Origin of the sequence: Pseudomonas putida (assembly GCF_022627325.1) — a bacterium.
Lineage (GTDB): Bacteria > Pseudomonadota > Gammaproteobacteria > Pseudomonadales > Pseudomonadaceae > Aquipseudomonas > Aquipseudomonas putida_X.
Genome location: NZ_JAETZZ010000011.1, coordinates 175,962 through 196,222, shown reverse-complemented (window position 1 = coordinate 196,222; position 20,261 = coordinate 175,962). Strand labels below are relative to the sequence as shown.

The window sequence follows — 20,261 nt, the reverse complement described above, 5'->3', positions numbered from 1 at the left end:
CCAATGCCCCTGCTACGAATGTCAATACAGCACCGTTTAACGCTGCTCGTTGGAATCTGTCTTCTATCTTCCATTGCATGCTTAACGTATACATCGATCATCAGAGCTAATATATCCAATGAATTCGTTAAGAATAGCAGTTTTCAATCTATCGAACTCGCGACCGAACAGCGGCTTCTAGTTGAAGGCAAAGCACAAAGCTTCAGCTTGCAAAAATATTTTTTATCGGCCTTCAAGGAAGGACAAGACTTAGCAAACCAGGCCTCAAAGATACAAGAGCTATCAGTAAGACACAACTTCCTCCCCGGAGCAATTAGACAGGAACTTATTTCACTAGCTTCTCAAAAACTGTCAAACAACGCTGAAATTCTTAGTATGTACATTGTATTCGAGCCAAACGCTCTTGACAAATCAGACCGAAATTATATAAATCAAACAGCCCTTGGTAGTAATGAACTGGGCCGATTTTCATATTATATATCACGTGGAAGCGGAAGCCTAACATCAATGGCCACACCGGAATCCATTATAAATGACGAGACACCCGGACTTGACGGATCGCCCTTTCGCAGGTGGTATGACTGCCCTATTCAAACGGGCAAACCGTGCTTGCTTTCACCCTACTTCGATGACTCTTCTGGTACGCGCACTCTAATCATCACCCTTGCTTTCCCCATCAAGCGCGGGAGTGAAGTCTTAGGTGTGGCCGGCCTCGATATCAGCCTCAACAACTTACAAGCACTGGTTGGAAGCGCAGCAAACTCACTTTACGGCGGGACAGGTACAATAAGAATCTTCACACCAAGCGGAATCATCGCCGGCGACAGCGCTAATCAGAACCTGCTAGGCACTGTTACTAGCGACACAACGCGCGCCATTACAGGCAGCAAGCTGAGCGATGGCCAGGAAATCGTATCTGACGAGCAAAGCCTCAGTGTGTCTACTCCTACAGCACCAATTCCTGACTCGCAACCGTGGAAAATTCTGATCAGCGCCCCTAAGTCTAAAGTTTTGGTTCCTGCTTTATATCTTAAAAGCGAACTTGATCATAGAAACGATGAGAACCTCGCCCTCCAATTATTAGTGGGTAGCCTTGTTGGCTTGCTGGGATTAATTTTCATTTGGTTTACCGCGAAAGGCGTGACGAAGCCCATATTAGAAATAGCAAATGCGCTCAAAGATATTGCAGTGGGCGGAGGCGATTTGACCTCAAGAGTTTCTTACAAACGAAGCGATGAATTGGGACAGCTCTCAAGTTGGTTTAACCGTTTCTTGGATTCCCTTCAGCCATTGATTAAAGAAATCCAGGATCTCGCTGGAGATGCAAACAAGACATCACAACAGTCGGCCTCATTAGCTACCGACCTTGATATTGGGATACAAAAACAGTTTCTAGAGGTCGACCAGGTCGCTACTGCTACGCATGAACTCAGCTCCTCTGCAATTGACGTAGCTAAGAACGCATCTCAAGCTGCGCTAGCGACTAGAGAGGCAGAGGATTCTGCCCAGCAAGGTTTGAGCGTCATAACCCAGACTGCCAATACGATTCAACAACTGGCTAAAGGGTTGGCCGAAGCAATGGATCATGCTCAAGGACTGTCTGATAGCAGTCAGCAAATCGGCTCTGTTTTACAAGTCATCCACTCTATCGCAAAACAAATCAATCTACTCGCTTTGAATGCCGCCATTGAGGCAGCTCGAGCTGGAGAGAGTGGCAGAGGATTCGCTGTGGTAGCCGATGAAGTTAGGAGTTTAGCTAAGCATACTGGTAGCTCGGTTGAAGAAATCCGGGATGTAATTGTCCGACTTCAACTTTGCGCTCGGAATGTTCACAGCGCTATGAGCAGTGGTACTCTACAAGTCGCTGAAGGCGTAGACAGGGTCAATTTGGCTGCTCAATCCTTCCATAGCATTGGATCAGCCGTAAGTGTGGTTAATGAAATGACCCTACAAATAGCCAGCGCGGCTGAGGAACAAAGCCGAGTAACAGACGAAGTGAGTAGGAGCGTCTCAACGATACGTGACGTTACAGAATCGTTATCCGAAAAGAGCCGAGCTTCTTTCAAAGCTAGCCAATTACTGAACGAACAAGCCGTAGAGCAGACGCGTCTTGTCGGCGTTTTCAAAACCTAATCACAATCATCCAGCAAACCGTTATAGGTGGGCGCCATGAGCCCGCTCACCTATCTGAATCAGTTTTCGGCGCAATAACCCTTAATGGTATTTTTCAGTTAACGAGCATATTTCAGGCCTCCTCGATCCGTGCCGCCTCTACTGCTTTCTCAGGTGTTTGTCCGATCTCATCAATAATTTCCAATGAGCGTCCGTTCCGACATATTCATATAAACTGCCAAAACAAACCTGGAATGATGCGCATTAGCCATCGCGCAGACTAATTTCTACTTTGAGCAATAGAACAAGCAAGGTACCTACGGTGGTTACCTCTTCATGGATATTGGAGCGGCATACAAGTTCAGTGAGTCGATGACCGTGGATCGACTGCTTGAGAATCTCACCCATCGCTGCTACGAGTACGCTGGGTATTACCCGGATTACGCTAAGACTCCCTGCACTCTCCAGTGCGAATGCCGCGCCATAAACGCCTGGTTGACGCTAAATTTCTCACCCATCTCAATTTCGACGTTGGAATAGAAACCGTGTTTGGTTCGGTTGGGGTTATATGCGAAAGCAGCCTCGTTAACCTGCCAACCATACTGATTACGGGAACACTATCCTGGGTAGTTTTCAAGGCCTCTGAGGATCAGCTAATTTGATTACTGAAAGCAACTGGCCTATGCGTCTAGAGGCCCGCTTCATGTTTTCGACCAAGGACGGAACGTCACAGTCTTCCTTCCGGTACTTCGGTATCGTGGCGGAGATTGAGCCGGCTACTCGCCCATCGATAAAGAACGGAACGCCGATACCAAACGCGCCCAGAACCCGTTCGCCGTCCCCCACCGACCATCCTCGCTCCCTGATAGCCTGAAGATCAGACCGGAGCTGTGAATGGGAAGTTATGGTTGTCTCGGTGAACTTCTCAAGCTTCAAACCATCAGCAAAATCCGCCGGCAAATGGGCTAGCACAGCCTTGCCGGCCCCCCCTGCATATAGCGGGACATCTACCCCAGTTTCTAGCTTGTATTGGATAGGACGCCAACCTTGAATAACCTCAAGGAACTGGGCCTTGGAAGTAGCCCCGTCAAACGAGAGGTACGCAATTGTCTCTCCCGTCTCCTTCACGACGGAGTCAATGATGGCTTTGCAGAGTTTCACCGGAGAGTAGGTTTCATTGCTTAGCAGAGCAGCCCATTGGTACAGACGGGCACCTGGATAGATCACCTGGCCATCAATATGTATCAAGCGTTCCACAATGACAGAACCGATGATTTTCTTGGCAGTTGCTGCATTGCATTGCAAATGAGCAGCCATGCCCAATCTGCACCTGTAGCCATTTGGCTGGGCGCATACCAACTGCAGCAGCCCCTCTAGCCGGGCAACGATAGAACTGTCGCCGTCGTTGACCACATCACGACCGAAGCTGTCAGATACCCCAAATGCCTGCGATAGCCGGTCGGCTATCTCATTGAGAGTCGCCCCGGCCGAGTCCCGATCCTTGGCATCAAAACCACCAAGATCGTGAAGCGAAACTAAGATCAGCAACCCCGGTGCCAATTGCCTCACCACCATCGAAACAGCAGGGGGAAACTCGGTCTCAGAAATACCCTGCGGCGGTTCAATCGATGTTTGGCCAGGTGATATTTCATCTGAAGAGGGATGCTTTCGAAGATACTCCCTGAACCCTCTACCGATGTCTCCGAACTCCAAGGGAAAGGGATTTCCGCTCTTGGGCCTGAATAACAGAGTGGCCGGGGCCTCGCCGCAGTGTAGAACGTAGTAGCCGTTTAGATGCGGCGCGTACACCGACAACAACGCCGCCTGTTTTGCACCCTCCGCCAGTCCGTCGAGGAGATGTCGCGCCGTCTCCAACAGATGACTGCGATGATTCAAAGCGTGCATCAGCACTCTGAAGCGCGGCCCCACTCGATACTTCCCGACCCCATCTTCAACCGCAAAATCTCGGTCAACCAAAGAAACCAAGATGCGGTTGATGGTACTCCGGCTTTCACCCAGGTCATTAGCCAACTCTCTGACGCCCCACGCTTCGCCATCCGCTCGTCTGACCAAAGCATCCAGCACCACAATCAATCGACCGTGGCTGGACGTAGCTGCGGGGGCTTTGGAAGCCGCATTTTCAGTGGGCGCGTTTGACATTTAATCGACTTGCTGGGCATGGGGGAGGGCCCATTCTGTGCCGGTTTTGAGCTGCAGAGCAATCGCCGCCTGTTGACAAGGTGGCTGAGCCCGAGGATTCTTTAAAAAACAAAACAGGACACTGTCCCATTTTTTAAAGATGGACGTGACCGATAAGCTGGAGTGACCTATGAATAACAACAACACGTTGACGGAGTCCGTCGCCATGCCGGAGCTTGGAGCTGATAGTAAGTCGAAGGCCAAAAAAGCCACTGCTGCCGCCGTTTTCGGAACCTTCGTTGAGTATTACGACTTCAGCGTTTACGGGTACCTCGCTGCCACCCTAGCGCTGGTCTTCTTCCCATCCGATGACCCCACCACTGGCTTGCTCAACACATTTTTAGTGTTCGGATCCGCCTTCCTGGTACGTCCCATCGGCGCAGTTGCATTCGGTTGGCTCGGCGACAAAGTGGGGCGCCGTGCAAGTCTGATCGCCAGTATTACGCTGATGGGTCTGGCCGCTACGCTAATCGGTCTGCTCCCAGGTTACGCACAGATTGGTGTATGGGCACCGATTCTCTTGGTGCTTCTGCGCATGCTTCAAGGCTTCTCCGCTGGTGGCGAAATCGGTGGCGCCGCGAGCTACATTCGTGAATGGGCTCCAGCTAACAGACGCTCGCTCTACATCTCCTTCCTGCCTTCCATTGCTCAGTTCGGTAAAGGTTTGGCAGCTGCTATCGCCGGTCTCGCTGCCGCATCGCTGACTGATCCGCAGATGTCCGAATGGGGCTGGCGCGTTCCTTTCCTGCTCGCGCTGCCCTTGGGCATCATCGGCCTGTGGATGCGCTTGGGCATCGAAGACAGCCCTGAGTTTGAGTCCAAAAAAGCCGACATCGAGAACCCAAAAAGCCAGCCATTTGCTGAGCTGATTCGCGACTACCCTCTTCCCCTCCTCAAAGTGATGATGATCTCTTTGGTGCAGAACATCGGCACTTACATCGGCACGGTATTTATTGCCGCTTACTTCAGCTCGATCCTCGGATACTCCAAAGCAGATGCGTCCACTATCGTGCTGGTAGCAGTTCTTTTCGCTGCGGTCATGATCCCTCTGGCTGGTCACCTGGGTTCAATAATCGGCAGCAAATCAGTGTTGCGCCTTTCGTATCTCGGGTATGCAGTCGTTTCTGTTCCATCTTTCATGATGATGCAGCAAGGCCAAATGAGCCTCGCCATGGCAGGCCTTGCCTTGGGCATGATCCCCTACGCGCTGTGCTTGGCTGGTACCTATTCGGTAATGCCGGAGTTCTTCCCCACCCATGTTCGCCACACCGGCGTCGCATTCGGACACAGCGTAGGCGCCGTGATCGGCGGCGGCATTGGCCCCTTCATGGCCACCTGGCTGATCGGCGTTTCCGGTAACCAAACCGCTCCCGCCTTCATTCTGTCCGGCGCAGGCCTGCTCGGTTTGATCGTCCTCTGGACAGTTCGCAGCCAAGCAGCTGCAGACGATAAAAAACACCAATTTTCTTGAGTGATCAGCATGTCCCTTATCTACGTTACCAGTCCAATTCACGAAACCGTTCTTGCCCGCCTGTCTGAGCTGGGTGAAGTTCGACTGGCATATGGCCCTAACGCCGTTGGCTACGAAGAGATCCGGAATCAGGTGGACGCTGTGTTTCTGCGCGGTGGCCACATCAGCGCAGAGATGATCGCTGCATCTCCCAAGCTACGCATCGTTGCGCGTCACGGTGCAGGTTATGACAACGTTGACTACAAAGCGGCTGAAAGCCACGGCGTCTGGGTGACCAACACCCCTGGTGCAAACCAGCGCAGCGTGATTGAACATGTCTTCGCCTTGTTGTTGTCGCTGTGCCGCAAGCTTCCAACGGCCACCGAGCAAACTCGTAACCGTAACTGGGCTCAAGACCGCCTAGCGTTGACCGGAATCGAACTTGAAGGCCGCACCCTGGGCTTGGTCGGCTTCGGCAACATCGGCTCCAGCGTGGCACCGGTTGCTGAAGCCTTTGGCATGAAGGTGATTTTCACCGATCCAGCGATCGAGCCGAGCTCCGATAGTCGCTGGGTAGATTTCGACACGCTGCTTGCAACCGCCGATGTTGTAAGCCTGCATGTCCCCTTACTTCCAACAACTCGCAACCTGATAGGGGCGGCAGAGTTCGCCAAGATGAAAGATGGCGCGATGCTGATCAATACCAGCCGAGGTGGAGTTGTCGATGAAAGCGCGATGGTCGATGCGCTGAAGAGCGGCAAACTCGCCGGCGCAGGCGCAGACGTACTTGATGCCGAGAACATCGACATGATCAAGCCGTTTGATCACCCAACCCCGGACATCGCCAATACCCCCAACTTGATCGTCACCGCTCACGTTGCCGGACAGACGGACGAATCGCTGATGCGCGTCGGCATGAGCGCACTCGAGGCAATTGCTGCCGTGCTCAAAGGTGGAGCCCCTGCCCATCCAGTCAACCAGCCTGTGCCGAAATCGTTCAGCTAAGCCGTTTTTATACGAAGTGGAGGTATCAAATGTTCATCAATGTGTCCGATGAGTCGATCAGCGTAAATGCCAACTGGGAGCGAGCTGACCTGTCGTTGATCGAAGAAATTTCTCACTACCCCGTAGCGCTCATCGGTGACGTACTCCAGCGCATGGGCATGATGGCGTCTGCCATTCGCCACACCGCTGGCAAGGCCACGTTCTTCGGCACCATCTTGCCGCTGAATACCCGTGAAGGTGACAACCTCGCCATTCATCGGGCTCTGGACGAAGCACAGCCTGGTGATGTGCTTGTCATCAATGGCAACAGCGAAGTAAACCGTTCGGTCTTCGGCGATTTGCTGGGCGAGATCTGCTTGGCCAAGCAGGTGGCAGCAGTCGTGATTGACGGTGCGATACGTGACATTGAAGAACTGAACAGCATGGGCTTGCCTGTCTATGCGCGAGCAGTGAATCCTGCCGGCCCGTCGAAATGGGGCCCAGGCCAGGTAGGCGTTCCAGTCGCCTGCGGCAATGTCGTTTGCTACCCAGGCGACGCTATCATCGGTGACCGAGACGGCATCATCGTCATCGCGCGCACCTTGCTGTCAACCCTTGCAGAGAAGGTCAAACTACAGGACGGCTACGAGAACAGCTTCCGGGAGAAAGTGCGAGCGAGCGTGCGCTAAACGCACATTGCCTAGGTAGGCAGCGGTCTCTCACGCCTCCGCAACTCCTGCTGAGTGGCTGGTGCCTACCCACAAAAACGCTCCAACTCTAAGAAGAAGGAGTGAATTATGGCTCAACGCTATTTCGTGTATGCCAGGTTGTCCGCACTTACCGCAAATCCACTACATCGATGCGCTCCCTGAGGCTCAAATGTCTCACGACCCATCCTAGCGACAGGAGCGTGCTGGTGACTGAATCGAAGCTTGAAAGGTCAAAACCAGACACGGCAGATGGCTCAAAGTTAAGGGAAATCATGGATCAGCCATAATTATTGCTGAGCCATAATTTGACCTAACCAAGATCTGCGTATCGGTCAGATCAGCCCGCTACCACCATCTCCAGCAGGTTGTCGAACCCGGCCATATAAGTGATTATCCAAAATCGCATCACCATCGTCATCGAACATCGCAGCGAGCCACCTCATCCGCTTCATCTCCGCCACTTGAGAGAAGAAGCAGTTCTCGCACAGATGAAGCTCGTACGTTTCGCCGCAATGCGCTGAGCCCCTACCCCAAGACGCATGCATGGTTCCGTACTGAAGCTCACCGTCACCATCTCGTGTGGACATCCCGCATACATCGCATACCACATCAATGATCCCATCGAGCTGACCTGCTTGTGTGACCTTCATTCAGTACCTCCTCCACCTTTCAACGCATGCGGCATCGTCCTGGTCTCGACCTAGCGGGACTCCACAGTTCAGTACTCAGGTTTGAATACCCCTCGAGGAGCCAGCCTCTGCCGGGGCAGTAACAGGCGATTGAGTATACGCATGATAAAATCGCTCCAGGTTTATCTCGTGGAGATCTCGCTTGAACACGCCAGCAGTCTTGGGTTACTACGAAACATTGCTCAATGCCCCAACGTTTTCTAACGACTCGGCAGGCAAGGAACAAAATCGAGGGCTATATCCTAGGTCTGATGGACGCGGGCAGCCTTAACCAAGATGGTGAGCGCGACTACAAGATCCTCGGTAGCATTCACCGTCGCCAGGAGTTTCTGAGAAAACTTCTCTCGACTATGTGATGCAGCAGCATCTGTAATTCGATCTATCGCTCCTCCGGGCTGCAGGCCGGCTGGATTGAAACCGTCGCATAACCAGCCTCCCGCAGGCGTCACTTGATCAATGCTTGAATCTTGTTTGATCAGTTGCGTCGACGCCTGCCCAATCACAAATCACATATGTACTACTCAGCGTCTGCGCAACGAAGTACCCCTCGACAGTTTGAGACGACATGATGATAGAGGTACGAATCCTGGCTCCATCATCGAAGCGTCTACAGCTGTCTTTAAACACGAACCCCTCAATGTAGAACTCCCCTGCACCGAACACAGCTGCCGACAGATATGCCGTGATCGGAAATCCGAAACTCAGTTCCATCGCCTTCAATACGGTGCGCGGCATTGTGACCGCAGGATCATCAACCGCATCACGCGTCGAAAGGGGAGCTCGCTTCTTAATCATCAGGAACCTCGATAAGCGTGATTGAGTCCGATCGCCACAGCGCACAGGATGGTGAGCACCCTGTAGCGGGTGAAAATTCCTACTCGGTGGGATTGAGTTCAGCTGAACAGCTTCGCCAGCTTTACTCGCAGTTCTTCTTGCGTTGTCGGACTTCCCAGCCCTTGATTACGGTCACAACGAACCAAACGAGAATCACCGTCGGGCCAACTGAAATCTGGATCGTCATCTATCGCGACCCACCGAGTAATTCCAGCTCGTGCTACAGCACCGCAAATTTGCTCATACCGAGTACAAAGGTCATACCCTTCCCTCGCCGTAGCGCGCATTCGGGAATGCCAAGTCGCAGATACCGTTCGATTTCGCAACCCCTCAGGCAAGGCGGCACGCGCTCTTTGATAGCCGAGCATTCGAACCCAAGATGTAGATAGTGAAATCCTAACTCTTGGAAAGTCATCCAAAATGCCCTGCAGCACTTCTGCATGCATCATCAACTCTCCGGCTGCCCGCAACTCGATCCCGTGCTTGGTACGAAATGCAGCATCGGGATGCAGCACGCCGTCGAAGTCTAGAAACAGAACGGCGTCGCCGGGGCTTATTAACCGTGGTCGAACTGAGCTCATCATGACGCACTCCCAACCGAATCCGGCATCTCGTCTCGCACCGTTCATGGCACAGCATATTTCGCCATTTCACGCGAGCGTTCGCAGCGTGCCTGCTGTATAGCGCTAGCGGTTAATCAAGTAAATCCACTACACCCTACCTAACCGGAAACTTAGATAAGGACTTTGAAGCCGTCCTCCTCTAACGTATCAATCTTACCCCCAGCCGGTGACGTGTAAACCACGCCCTCCCCTACTTTATGCATGATGACTTTACCGCCCTCTTGCCCACGCCCAACGATTAAACTCAAAATCTTATTCAGAGCCCACCCCCCACTTCCGTTCATCCAGCCAGGACTCTGCAACAAAACCTCCGCCACTTCAAATTCATCACTCTGATTTTCAAGAACGTTTTCCAATTCATCCACATCACTTAGAAAATATTGACGCGCAACCTTTTTTCCGCCTTGCATTTCATTCACGACTATTTGATACAGGTGATAGAAGCTTTGCCACTCCACAATCCTCATGCATGTGTGGCCTTCGCCTAACAGCGCAGATGCGTTTGAACTCCAAGATTCATGAGCTACGAACATATTTCCTATCCTTACGTTTATCTACTCGCACACAAAAACCGTAGTCGAAAGCAATTACTACGCGATTAATGCAACGCACCACTCTGCCTAGGCTTTCCAGCCTGTTACGTGACGCCACCGCCCGGAGGCAATGCACCAACTTCTCCGCATCCTACTTTTGTCAATTTACGGCATATATTTAGCCCAACTAAATTTTGGGTGCAGAGCATCCTCGCAAAATTTTTGCGGGTATGGAGGAGTCTCCTTCGATTCTTAATGGGCATTATAGGGCGTGTTATGGGTCGACGCAATGTGGCTACATCCTGCTTTTTACGGATGGCGAACATGTCACTCAGCGAGGCCCTTGCGGCGGTTGTCAGAGCCTTGCGACGAAGCCGAAAAATGACGCAAGACGATCTGACCCTGATCGGTCGGAGAGAGAGAAATCGCATCGAGCGTGGCAAGACAAACGTGACGATGGAGACCGTTTCGAACGTGGCCTCCATGCTCGAGGTCGATGCCGCGCTCTTACTCCTGCTCGCCCACTCTGCTCACTCTGGGGAACCTGTTGATATCGCGCTCAAGCGGATCTCTTCCAAGCTGGACACTCTCAAACAGGAAGGGACTATCGATGCCATCACCACGCAGCCCGCACGAAGAGCTGGTAGACCTGCTGCACCCGACGTTCAGAAAGCACTCGAACGCGCTCCCCTTTTGAAGGCGGCCGGCATGTCGAACTCTGAGATTGCCCAGGAGCTGGGCGTGTCGAAGTCGAGCGTGCAGCGCTTCTTTGCCAAACGATCAGACTGATCAAAGCCAGACACCAGACCCATCTCGCTTTCGAGGTATTTCTGAATTCATATGCCTTACACGAGGAGGCTGACTTTTGACTTGCTTAGCTTGTTGAAGGAAGGAAGCGGCATCCAGGTGCGAGCTGAACTGGGGGCGCTATAGTTATACGGTGTCAATCGGGCTTGAAAAAAACCGACATCAGTCATGTTTACGTAAGCTGTTGATATTAATGAATGTCGGTTGTCGGTCAGAGGCCTGAGCTCACTCGTGCAGTAATTCGACAAGACCATCGTTTCGATCCCAACCTGGCGGCTGATGAGCGAGTCGTTCCGCAACTACCGGGGCATGCAGCAATCGGGTGGCCGGCGGATCAAACGCAGCCTGTTCATCGATGCATCGGGCGTGCGTTTTCTGACCCGGGAAGAAGAACAGCGCCTGAGCGGCGTGCGCCTGCTCGGTGACTACCTGGCCGGCAAGCGTCAGGAACTTCTTGAGTGGAACGAAGCACTGGGGCCTGTGGCCGAGCTGTCGGCCAACCGTCGCCAGTTGACCAACATCGGCACCTTCCGCGCCTTTGCCCTGGCTTACCTGAGAAACCACCCCAACGTGCATCAGGACATGACCTGCATGGTCCGGCAGATGCAGACCGGCGCCGAGGGGGTGCCGCTGGAGATCTACTGCTTCACCACCACCACGGTGTGGGCGGATTACGAGCGGATCCAGGGGGATATCTTCGATTACCTGCTGGCAGTGTTGCCGGAGTTCGGGCTGAGCCTGTATCAGCAGCCGAGCGGCAATGACATGCGCATCGGGCTGGCGGGGCGCGCTTCGACGGAGCGAGCGCCGCATCGCCTGGAATACCTGAGCGAGGCTTGAGATCCCAGGGGCCGCTGTGCGGCCCATCGCCGGCAAGCCCGGCTCCCACATGGATTGCGCCGGCCTCTAAAAATTGGCCAAGACGGTTGCTTGCACAGGTAAAGCGCAGACCTGAAGTACTGCACGGTCGTGGTGGGAGCCGGCTTGCCGGCGATGAGGCCCTCAGCTACCCCGCATAAACACAAAAGGGGAACGGCGCAGTGACTGGTTCAAGAGCTTTTCATCATCCCCAGTTCGGCATCATCAAGCAGGGCCTTGGCTAGGGCGCAGAGGTAATGCGAGGCCCAAAGTAGCTGGGGTTTATCTTCCATCAGACCGTCGATGGACAGGTCATGGGCATAACCCATCAGTTCTGAGGCCTGTTCGCGAGCACTCTGGCAAGGGATGCCGGGTTCGATGCGGAATAATGGATGGTTTTGATTTTCACCTTGGTAAAAGATGGTTCTGCCAACAGTGAAGTTGGTTTCTTCGGTGGCCACAGATTCATCTCCCTGAAGTTCCAGATGCCTGGACTCGCCCTATCACCACAGGTCAGCCCAGGCAAATCATGATGCGGATTAATGTAATGTGTGAGAATCCGCTGGCTTTTGGACTTGAGCCAGCGCTGATTCAAGTAACCTGCGCAGGGTTTCAAGTTCGTGCATGGACGTCATCATCAACACCGCAACGGGTGACCTCGGTTGCAACAAAACGGCTTGCTGAGCGACGGCTTCTGCACATAGCGCATAGTCGGCGGCCATCAGCAGCGTGTCTTCCAGGGAGTGGAGGTTGTAGGGTGGATCGGGGACTATCTTCAGCATGATGTAACCCTCAATTTGTGGATCGGGACCACCGCCCTTTGCTGTCAAACAAAGGGTGGCAGCTGTGCACGGGTTGACAGACCGGTCAAATTGAGAAACCCGGCGCACCCGAAGGCGCCCCACGCACAGCCACCATTGAAGGCAAAGCTATGGATTGCAATTTGAGTCGGCCTGTCAAAGCCGATCGTTGAAACTCAACGACCAGCCGAGACTAGTAGCCAACCCAAAACACCACAATCACCGGCAGTATCTTTGGGAAATGCCCTACAGGAAAGGGACTAAATCTGATTTAGTTATCCGCTAGACGTAACAGCGTGTAAGGCGTGCAGACCATGTGCGCTTCAAGATTCGTCCATGGAAGCGGCCTTGTGTCGCGAAAGGGCTGCAAAGCAACTCCAAATCACCCCGCATACCCCAGCAGGTACAGCAAACCAGTCAAGGTGACCAGAGAAGCCACCGTCGACAACAGGATCGTGCGCGATATCAGCCCCGCTTCCCGGTTGTAATACTCCGCCAGCATGAACGGCCCGGTCCCCGTCGGCAGTGCAGCCAGCAGCACCGCTGATGCGGCCCACATGGTCGGCAGGCTGAACACCTTGAACGCCAGCACCCACGTCAGCGCCGGCTGCCCCACCAGCTTCATCGCAATCAGTGGCCATGGGCTGGCCTGGGCGCCGCTGCGTTTCTCTGCCAGAAACGCCCCCAGCGAAATCAACGCACACGGCGTGGTAGCGACGGCGAGCATGTCGAGAAAATGCATCACCGGTTCCGCCAAGCCCAGACCGGTCATTGCCCAAGCAGCCCCCACCACGGGCGAAATCACCAAGGGATTCTTCGCCAGCGCCTTGCCCACTACCCACATGGCGCGGCCGATCCGCTTCTCTTCCTGTAGGCCGATCTCGATCAGCGTCAGCGATATCGCGAATACCAGGCAGACCACGATCAACGACGAAATCAACGCCGGCTGCAATCCGGGCTGACCGAACAGCAGCAAACACAATGGGATGCCGATATAGCCGGTGTTGGCATACCCCGCGCTGAGCCCATCGATACTGGCTGCGACCAGCCCGTGGCCGTTGCACAGCCGCCAGGCCAGGGTGGCCACGAACATGGCCAGCGCCCCTGCGCCAAAGGCCACGATGAACCCTGGGTGCCATACCTCACTCCAGGTTGCAGTGGCCGTGACTTTGAACAACAGGGCCGGCAGGCACAGCCAGACCACCATCTTGTTGATCTCGGCCGCCGCCTCGTCGCCAAGCTTGTTGGTCCGGCGGCAAAGGTAACCGACCAGGATCAGCGCAAAGATCGGCGCGACGATGACCAGGATGGTGTGCATGTCAGGCCCTGCGCACCAGCGGTGCATCCGTACGGCTGCCCAGACGGCTCAGCCACACCGAGGCCAGGATGATCGCACCACCGATGAACAGGCGCCCCAATGGCTCGTGCTGGTTCCAGATAAGAAGGTTGAGCAGCAGCCCCACCGGCACGTGCAGGTTGTTCATCACTGCCAGCGTACCGCCTGAGACCATGCACGCACCCTTGTTCCACCAGTACAAGCCCAGCGCCGTCGGGCACAGCCCGAGGAACAGCAGCACCAGCCATTGCACGTCGGTGCTCGGCAAATGCTGAGTGTTGCCAAACAGCAGGAAGGCCGGCAACACAATGATCAACGCACCCAGATAGAAGTAGCCGAAACGCTTGTAATGTGGCAGGTCGCTGGGGTGGCGGGCAACCAGATGGCGGTACAGCACCTGCCCGGCAGCGTAGGTGAAGTTGGCCAACTGCAGCAGCAGGAAGCCAATGAAGAAGTCGCCACTGATGCTGTCGAAGCGGATCACCGCCGCACCTGCGACCGCCACCAGGGCGGCGAGCAAGGCCCAAGGATTGAAACGGCGGTTCAGCGCGTCCTCGATCAGGGTCACGTGCAAGGGCGTGAGAATGGTGAACAGCAGCACCTCAGGTACGGTCAGCACGCGGAAGCTCAGGTACAGGCAGACATAGGTGATGCCGTACTGCAGCGCACCGATCAGCAGCATGGAGCGCATGAAGCGCGGTTCGACCTGGCGCCAGCGGGTCAGCGGCAGGAAGACCAGGCCCGCCAGCACCACCCGTGCGAGCACGGCAAAGTAGCTGTCGACGTGCCCGGCCAGGTACTCGCCGATCAGGCTGAAGGAAAACGCCTGGATCAGCGCGACGATTATCAGGTAGCCCATGGTTGCCTCTCGTAAATCAAGGCCGCGACCTTAGCGGGTTGCGCCCGATGTGTTCAACCCTGCGCGATGTGGGGGTTGCGCATTTCATGGGCGTGAGCGATTCACCCACAAAAAAGCCCGGCCATCGAGGCCGGGCGGGTACACCCAAAGGAGCAAACAAGGTGTCAGGGTTGGGAATTCGTTGACGCTCAGGCCATGGTGGCGAGCTTGGCCTTGGCCTGGTTGAGGCCTTTTTCGTGGAAGTCACCGCTCATGTTCAGGCCTTCGGCATGGATGAAGTTCACATCGTGAATGCCGATGAATGCCATCACCTGGCGCAGGTACGGCTCTTGATGGTCGCTGGTGGCGCCAGCGTGGATGCCGCCACGGGCCGTCAGCACAATGGCACGCTTGCCGGTCAGCAGGCCTTGCGGGCCGGTCGGGGTGTACTTGAAGGTGATGCCGGCACGCAGGACGTGGTCAAGCCAGGCCTTGAGCGTGCTGGGGATGGTGAAGTTGTACATCGGTGCAGCCATCACCAGCACGTCGGCCGCCAGCAGTTCATCTGTCAACACGTTGGAACGGGCCAGGGCGTCCAGCTCAGCGGCATTGCGCTGTTCTTCAGGCTTCATCCAGCCACCGAGCAGGTTGGCGTCCAGGTGCGGCACCGGGGTCACCGCCAGATCGCGAACCGTGATCTCGTCGGCCGGGTGCGCTGCTTGCCATTGTTCGATGAAGTCGCGGGTCAGTTGACGGGAAACGGAATCCTGTTGGCGGGCGCTGCTTTCGATGATCAGTACGCGGGACATGGGTGCCTCCATCGGCAGAAAGGGTTGCGATTCGATGGAGGTGAGATTAAGGCTTGACCTATCGATAAAAAAGCGTAAAAAGTGGGTTCAATTTATCGAATAATCAGTTTTATACCGCTTTGCAGTCCAAGGCGATACGCAGCTTGATGATCTGCCGGTTGAACTTGGCCGTAACGTCCACACTTTTGCCCGCCGGTACGTTCACCCGGCGTACCCGTGGCGCCTCCGGGCCGTTGCGGAACGTCACCTTGCAGGCCGCCGGCACTTGCCCATAGTTGTTCAGGGTGATGGCTCCGATGTCGTACGCGGTGTCGTAGGCGGTGTAGTCCAGCTTGACTCCGGCCAGTTCCTTCTCCACGTCGATGGGGTAAGCCATGGCCCCGAGGGGCAGGCACATCAGTATTGCCGCACAACATTTCTTCATGGGGCGCTCTCCTTGAAAGAGCGCAGCTTAGGTCAACAGGAGCCAAAGATGAAAGCGCCGCGCGTAACCCTGGATCAGTGGCGAACCTTGCAGGCAGTGGTCGATCACGGTGGGTTTGCCCAGGCAGCCGAAGCTCTGCACCGCTCGCAATCGTCGGTCAGTTACACGGTGGCACGCATGCAAGAGCAGCTCGGCGTGCCACTGCTGCGCATCGATGGCCGCAAAGCCGTGCTGACCGAGGCCGGTAACGTACTGCTGCGCCGCTCACGGCACCTGGTCAAGCAGGCCAGCCAGCTGGAAGACCTGGCGCACCATATGGAGCAAGGCTGGGAAGCCGAGGTCCGGGTCGTGGTCGATGCCGCCTACCCCAGTACCCGCCTGGTACGTGCCCTGGCGGCGTTCATGCCACAGAGCCGTGGTTGCCGGGTGCGCCTGCGCGAGGAAGTGCTGTCGGGCGTGGAGGAGGTCATGCATGAAGGCATCGCCGACCTTGCCATCAGCAGCTATAGCATCGGCGGCTATCTGGGCACCGAGCTCAGTGCTGTGGAGTTCGTGGCCGTCGCCCACCCCGAGCACAGCTTGCACCGCCTGGGCCGGGAGATCACCTTCCAGGACCTGGAAAGCCAGTTGCAAGTGGTGATCCGCGACTCCGGCCGCGCCCAACCCCGCGATGTGGGCTGGCTAGGCGCCGAACAGCGCTGGACCGTCGGTAGCCTGGGTACCGCCACCACCTTCGTCAGCAGCGGACTGGGTTTTGCCTGGCTGCCGCGGCACATGATCGACCGCGAACTGCGCGAAGGGGTGCTCAAGCCGCTGCCACTGGACCAGGGTGGCAGCCGACATCCACTGTTCTACCTTTATTCGAGCAAAGAAAAGACCTTGGGCCCGGCCACGCAGATCCTCATCGACCTGCTGCGCAATTTCGATACCGCGCCACTGGACGTGCCCTTCGCAGCCCCGCCGCAAGCCTGAGAGAACCGTGCCCATGGCCTATTTCGAACATGAAGGATGCTCGCTGCATTATCAGGAATACGGCCAGGGCGACCCCCTGGTACTGCTGCACGGCCTGGGCTCCAGCAGCCAGGACTGGGAGCTGCAGCTACCCGCGCTCAGCCGTCACTACCGGGTGATCCTCATGGACATCCGCGGCCACGGCCGCTCCGACAAGCCCCGCGAGGGCTACCAGATCGCCACATTCAGCGAAGACCTGCTGGCCCTGCTCGAACACCTGCAGACCGGCCCGGTGCACTTCGTGGGGCTGTCGATGGGCGGCATGGTCGGCTTCCAGTTCGCCGTCGACCATCCGCAATGGCTGCGCAGCCTGTGCATCGTCAACAGCGCCCCCGAGGTCAAACGCCGCACACGCAGCGACTGGGTCTGGTGGGCCAAGCGTTGGGGCCTGGCGCGCATCCTCAGTGTCGAGACAGTCGGCAAGGGCCTGGCCCAGCGCCTGTTCCCCAAACCGGAGCAAGCCGACTTGCGCCAGAAAATGGCGCAACGCTGGGCACGCAACGACAAACGCGCCTACCTCAAGAGTTTCGACGCCATCGTCGACTGGGGCGTGCAGGAACGCATCGGCCAGATACACTGTCCCACGCTGGTGCTCGCTGCCGACCACGATTACACCCCGGTCCAACTCAAAGAGCGCTATGTTGCCCTGATGCCGCAGGCAAGGCTGGTAGTCATCGATGATTCCCGGCACGCTACACCCCTCGATCAACCCGAAGTCTTCAACCAGACTTTGCTGCAGTTCCTCGCAGCCGCTTCCACCTCTCAAGGATCTTTGAGCTCATGCTGAAAAAACTTCTGCTCACCGCCTGCTCGGTCGCCTTTGCTACCACCGTCATGGCCTCCGACAAGACCCCTCACGTAGTGCTCGACACCAGCTTCGGCCAGGTCGAAATCGAGCTCAATGCCGAGAAGGCGCCGCTCAGTACCAAGAATTTCCTCGAATACGTCGATAGCGGTTTCTACAACAACACCATTTTCCACCGCGTGATCCCGGGCTTCATGGTCCAGGGCGGGGGCTTCACCGAGCAGATGGTGCAAAAACCGACCCGTGACCCGATCCGCAACGAAGCCAGCAACGGCCTGCAGAACACCCGCGGCACCCTGTCGATGGCCCGCACGTCCAACCCGAACTCGGCCACCAGCCAGTTCTTCATCAACGTGGCCGACAACGACTTCCTCAACCCGGGCCGCGACGCCGGCTACGCCGTGTTCGGCAAAGTGACCAAGGGCATGGAAGTGGTCGACCAGATCGTCAACTCGCCCACCACCGTCAAGAAAGGCATGCGCGATGTGCCGGCCGACCCGGTGTTCATCAAGTCAGCCAAACGCATCGACTGACCGCAGGCTTCACAAGGACGTGAAACCGCCTGAGGGTCGGGTTGAACAGGAGTGTTGTCACCCATGCTGTACCGCCGTTTCGAACAACTGATCGATATTTTCCGCGATGCGCCCAGCGAGTCGCCGCCCACCCAGGTGTGGCCGTTCTACCTTTACTACCTACGCCAGGTGTGGCCGAGTTTTCTCGCCCTGCTGGTGGTCGGCCTGGTCGCCTCGCTGATCGAGGTGGCGATGTTCAGCTACCTGAGCCGCATCATCGACCTGGCCCAAGGCACGCCCAATGCCAACTTCTTCAGCGAGCACAGCGGTGAGCTGATCTGGATGCTCGTGGTGATCCTGCTGCTACGGCCGGTGTTTTTCGGTCTGCATGACCTGCTGGTGCACCAGACCATCAACCCGGGCATGACCAGCCTGATCCGCTGGCAAAACCACACGTATGTGCTCAAGCAGAGCCTGAACTTCTTCCAGAGCGACTTTGCCGGGCGTATCGCCCAGCGCATCATGCAGACCGGCAACTCCCTGCGCGACTCGGCAGTACAGGCGGTGGATGCGTTGTGGCATGTACTGATCTATGCGATCACCTCACTGGTGCTGTTCGCCGAGGCCGACTGGCGCCTGATGCTGCCGTTACTGGCCTGGATTGCCAGCTATGTCGCCGCGCTGTTCTACTTCGTGCCACGGGTCAAGGAACGCTCGGTGGTCTCCTCCGATGCCCGCTCCAAGCTGATGGGGCGTATCGTCGACGGCTACACCAACATCGCCACCCTCAAGCTGTTCGCCCACACCGACTACGAGCAGCAGTACGCCCGCGAAGCGATTCGCGAGCAGACTGAAAAGACCCAGCTGGCGTCGCGGGTGATCACCAGCATGGACGTGGTCATCACCAGCCTTAACGGCTTGCTGGTGGTCGCCACTACCGGCCTGGCCCTTTGGTTGTGGAGCCAATCGCTGATCACCGTCGGCGCCATCGCCCTGGCCACCGGGCTGGTGATCCGTATCGTCAACATGTCGGGCTGGATCATGTGGGTGGTCAACGGCATCTTCGAGAACATCGGCATGGTGCAGGACGGCTTGCAGACCATCGCCCAGCCGGTCACTGTCACCGACAAACCCAAGGCAGCGCCGCTGAAAGTGACCCGTGGCGCGGTGCGCTTCGATAACGTCGACTTCCACTACGGCAAGGCTCGCAACGTGATCGACGGGCTGAACCTGGACATCCGCCCGGGCGAAAAGATCGGCCTGATCGGCCCCTCCGGCGCCGGCAAATCTACCTTGGTCAACCTGCTGCTGCGCCTTTACGACGTGCAGGGCGGGCGTATCCTGATCGACGGGCAGGACATCGCCGAGGTGAGCCAGGCCAGCCTGCGGGCGCAGATCGGCATGATCACCCAGGACACCTCACTGCTGCATCGCTCGATCCGCGACAACCTGTTGTACGGGCGCCCTGATGCCAGCGAGCAAGCGCTGCACGAAGCCGTGCGCCGGGCCCGTGCCGACGAATTCATTCCGCAGCTGTCGGATGCCCAAGGCCGCACGGGCTTCGACGCGCATGTGGGCGAGCGTGGGGTCAAGCTCTCCGGTGGCCAGCGCCAGCGCATCGCGATAGCACGGGTGCTGCTCAAGAACGCGCCCATCCTGATCATGGACGAGGCCACCTCAGCGCTGGACTCTGAGGTGGAAGCGGCGATCCAGGAAAGCCTGGAAACCCTGATGCAAGGCAAGACGGTGATCGCCATCGCCCACCGCCTCTCGACCATTGCGCGCATGGACCGCCTGGTGGTGCTGGACCAGGGGCATATCGTCGAAAGTGGCAGCCACAGTGAACTGCTGGCCCAGCAAGGGTTGTATGCCAGGCTATGGCATCACCAGACGGGCGGCTTCGTCGGGGTGGATTGAGGCCTGGCAG

20 protein-coding genes and 1 pseudogene are annotated in these 20,261 nt (G+C 56.4%); 10 read left to right on the top strand and 11 right to left on the bottom strand.

Annotated elements, in window-relative coordinates; all coding sequences use genetic code 11:
• Positions 1–3: 3 nt before the first annotated feature.
• Positions 4–2,133 carry a methyl-accepting chemotaxis protein gene (locus JNA92_RS18525; RefSeq protein ID WP_241806094.1) on the top strand — a complete coding sequence of 710 codons (2,130 nt, stop codon included), beginning with the start codon at positions 4–6 and terminating at the stop codon, positions 2,131–2,133.
• A 612-nt stretch (positions 2,134–2,745) separates the two neighbouring features.
• Here JNA92_RS18525 and JNA92_RS18520 read toward each other — a convergent pair.
• Positions 2,746–4,272 (bottom strand): IclR family transcriptional regulator domain-containing protein, encoded by a 1,527-nt coding sequence (locus tag JNA92_RS18520; protein WP_241806093.1) that lies wholly within the window; start codon positions 4,270–4,272, stop codon positions 2,746–2,748.
• A gap of 169 nt (positions 4,273–4,441) precedes the next feature.
• On the opposite strand from JNA92_RS18520, the gene JNA92_RS18515 reads away from it, so the two are divergent.
• From JNA92_RS18515 to JNA92_RS18505, 3 genes are read left to right on the top strand one after another with little or no spacing between them, the layout of a single operon-like run.
• Positions 4,442–5,782, top strand: a complete 1,341-nt coding sequence (locus tag JNA92_RS18515; protein WP_241806092.1) for an MFS transporter — start codon at positions 4,442–4,444, stop codon at positions 5,780–5,782.
• A 9-nt stretch (positions 5,783–5,791) separates the two neighbouring features.
• A complete protein-coding gene (locus JNA92_RS18510; RefSeq protein WP_241806091.1) occupies positions 5,792–6,766 on the top strand; it encodes a hydroxyacid dehydrogenase in 975 nt (324 codons plus the stop codon).
• Positions 6,767–6,795: 29 nt separating this feature from the next.
• The gene (locus JNA92_RS18505) at positions 6,796–7,434 is read left to right on the top strand and encodes an RraA family protein (RefSeq protein WP_241806090.1); all 639 of its coding nucleotides are present in this window, start codon (positions 6,796–6,798) and stop codon (positions 7,432–7,434) included.
• A gap of 353 nt (positions 7,435–7,787) precedes the next feature.
• Here JNA92_RS18505 and JNA92_RS18500 read toward each other — a convergent pair whose 3' ends face one another.
• The 4 genes from JNA92_RS18500 to JNA92_RS18485 all read right to left on the bottom strand — a co-directional run bounded on the left by JNA92_RS18500 (position 7,788) and on the right by JNA92_RS18485 (position 10,134).
• Positions 7,788–8,105, bottom strand: coding sequence for a hypothetical protein (locus JNA92_RS18500; protein WP_241806089.1), 318 nt, complete (start codon positions 8,103–8,105; stop codon positions 7,788–7,790).
• 492 nt (positions 8,106–8,597) lie between these two features.
• Complete coding sequence (locus JNA92_RS18495) at positions 8,598–8,939, bottom strand: hypothetical protein (RefSeq protein WP_241806088.1); 342 nt, start codon at positions 8,937–8,939, stop codon at positions 8,598–8,600.
• A 98-nt stretch (positions 8,940–9,037) separates the two neighbouring features.
• Positions 9,038–9,559 carry an HAD domain-containing protein gene (locus JNA92_RS18490; protein ID WP_241806137.1) on the bottom strand — a complete coding sequence of 174 codons (522 nt, stop codon included), beginning with the start codon at positions 9,557–9,559 and terminating at the stop codon, positions 9,038–9,040.
• A gap of 152 nt (positions 9,560–9,711) precedes the next feature.
• Positions 9,712–10,134 (bottom strand): hypothetical protein, encoded by a 423-nt coding sequence (locus tag JNA92_RS18485; RefSeq protein ID WP_241806087.1) that lies wholly within the window; start codon positions 10,132–10,134, stop codon positions 9,712–9,714.
• Positions 10,135–10,458: 324 nt separating this feature from the next.
• On the opposite strand from JNA92_RS18485, the gene JNA92_RS18480 reads away from it, so the two are divergent.
• Positions 10,459–10,923, top strand: coding sequence for a helix-turn-helix domain-containing protein (locus JNA92_RS18480; RefSeq protein ID WP_241806086.1), 465 nt, complete (start codon positions 10,459–10,461; stop codon positions 10,921–10,923).
• A gap of 258 nt (positions 10,924–11,181) precedes the next feature.
• A pseudogene (locus tag JNA92_RS18475) lies at positions 11,182–11,781 on the top strand (mechanosensitive ion channel family protein); the annotation flags it as partial.
• 209 nt (positions 11,782–11,990) lie between these two features.
• Here the strand turns inward: JNA92_RS18475 and JNA92_RS18470 are convergent.
• From JNA92_RS18470 to JNA92_RS18445, 6 genes are all read right to left on the bottom strand, one after another.
• The gene (locus JNA92_RS18470) at positions 11,991–12,260 is read right to left on the bottom strand and encodes a DUF3077 domain-containing protein (protein WP_241806085.1); all 270 of its coding nucleotides are present in this window, start codon (positions 12,258–12,260) and stop codon (positions 11,991–11,993) included.
• Between the two features lie 78 nt (positions 12,261–12,338).
• Complete coding sequence (locus tag JNA92_RS18465; protein ID WP_241806084.1) at positions 12,339–12,581, bottom strand: hypothetical protein; 243 nt, start codon at positions 12,579–12,581, stop codon at positions 12,339–12,341.
• Between the two features lie 400 nt (positions 12,582–12,981).
• The gene (locus tag JNA92_RS18460) at positions 12,982–13,917 is read right to left on the bottom strand and encodes an AEC family transporter (protein WP_241806083.1); all 936 of its coding nucleotides are present in this window, start codon (positions 13,915–13,917) and stop codon (positions 12,982–12,984) included.
• A gap of 1 nt (position 13,918) precedes the next feature.
• A complete protein-coding gene (locus JNA92_RS18455) occupies positions 13,919–14,794 on the bottom strand; it encodes a carboxylate/amino acid/amine transporter (protein WP_241806082.1) in 876 nt (291 codons plus the stop codon).
• A 188-nt stretch (positions 14,795–14,982) separates the two neighbouring features.
• Complete coding sequence (locus tag JNA92_RS18450) at positions 14,983–15,582, bottom strand: FMN-dependent NADH-azoreductase (RefSeq protein ID WP_241806081.1); 600 nt, start codon at positions 15,580–15,582, stop codon at positions 14,983–14,985.
• 109 nt (positions 15,583–15,691) lie between these two features.
• The gene (locus tag JNA92_RS18445; RefSeq protein ID WP_241806080.1) at positions 15,692–16,006 is read right to left on the bottom strand and encodes a 3-phosphoglycerate kinase; all 315 of its coding nucleotides are present in this window, start codon (positions 16,004–16,006) and stop codon (positions 15,692–15,694) included.
• 48 nt (positions 16,007–16,054) lie between these two features.
• Between JNA92_RS18445 and JNA92_RS18440 the strand changes: the two genes are divergently transcribed.
• The 4 genes from JNA92_RS18440 to JNA92_RS18425 all read left to right on the top strand — a co-directional run bounded on the left by JNA92_RS18440 (position 16,055) and on the right by JNA92_RS18425 (position 20,251).
• Positions 16,055–16,978: a LysR family transcriptional regulator gene (locus JNA92_RS18440; RefSeq protein ID WP_241806079.1), complete on the top strand. Its 924-nt coding sequence runs from the start codon at positions 16,055–16,057 to the stop codon at positions 16,976–16,978.
• 13 nt (positions 16,979–16,991) lie between these two features.
• A complete protein-coding gene (locus tag JNA92_RS18435) occupies positions 16,992–17,804 on the top strand; it encodes an alpha/beta fold hydrolase (protein ID WP_241806078.1) in 813 nt (270 codons plus the stop codon).
• On the top strand, positions 17,798–18,355 hold the full coding sequence (locus tag JNA92_RS18430; RefSeq protein WP_241806077.1) for a peptidylprolyl isomerase: 558 nt from the start codon (positions 17,798–17,800) through the stop codon (positions 18,353–18,355). Before JNA92_RS18435 ends, JNA92_RS18430 begins: the two co-directional genes overlap by 7 nt.
• A gap of 63 nt (positions 18,356–18,418) precedes the next feature.
• The gene (locus JNA92_RS18425; protein WP_241806076.1) at positions 18,419–20,251 is read left to right on the top strand and encodes an ABC transporter ATP-binding protein; all 1,833 of its coding nucleotides are present in this window, start codon (positions 18,419–18,421) and stop codon (positions 20,249–20,251) included.
• Positions 20,252–20,261: the final 10 nt, after the last annotated feature.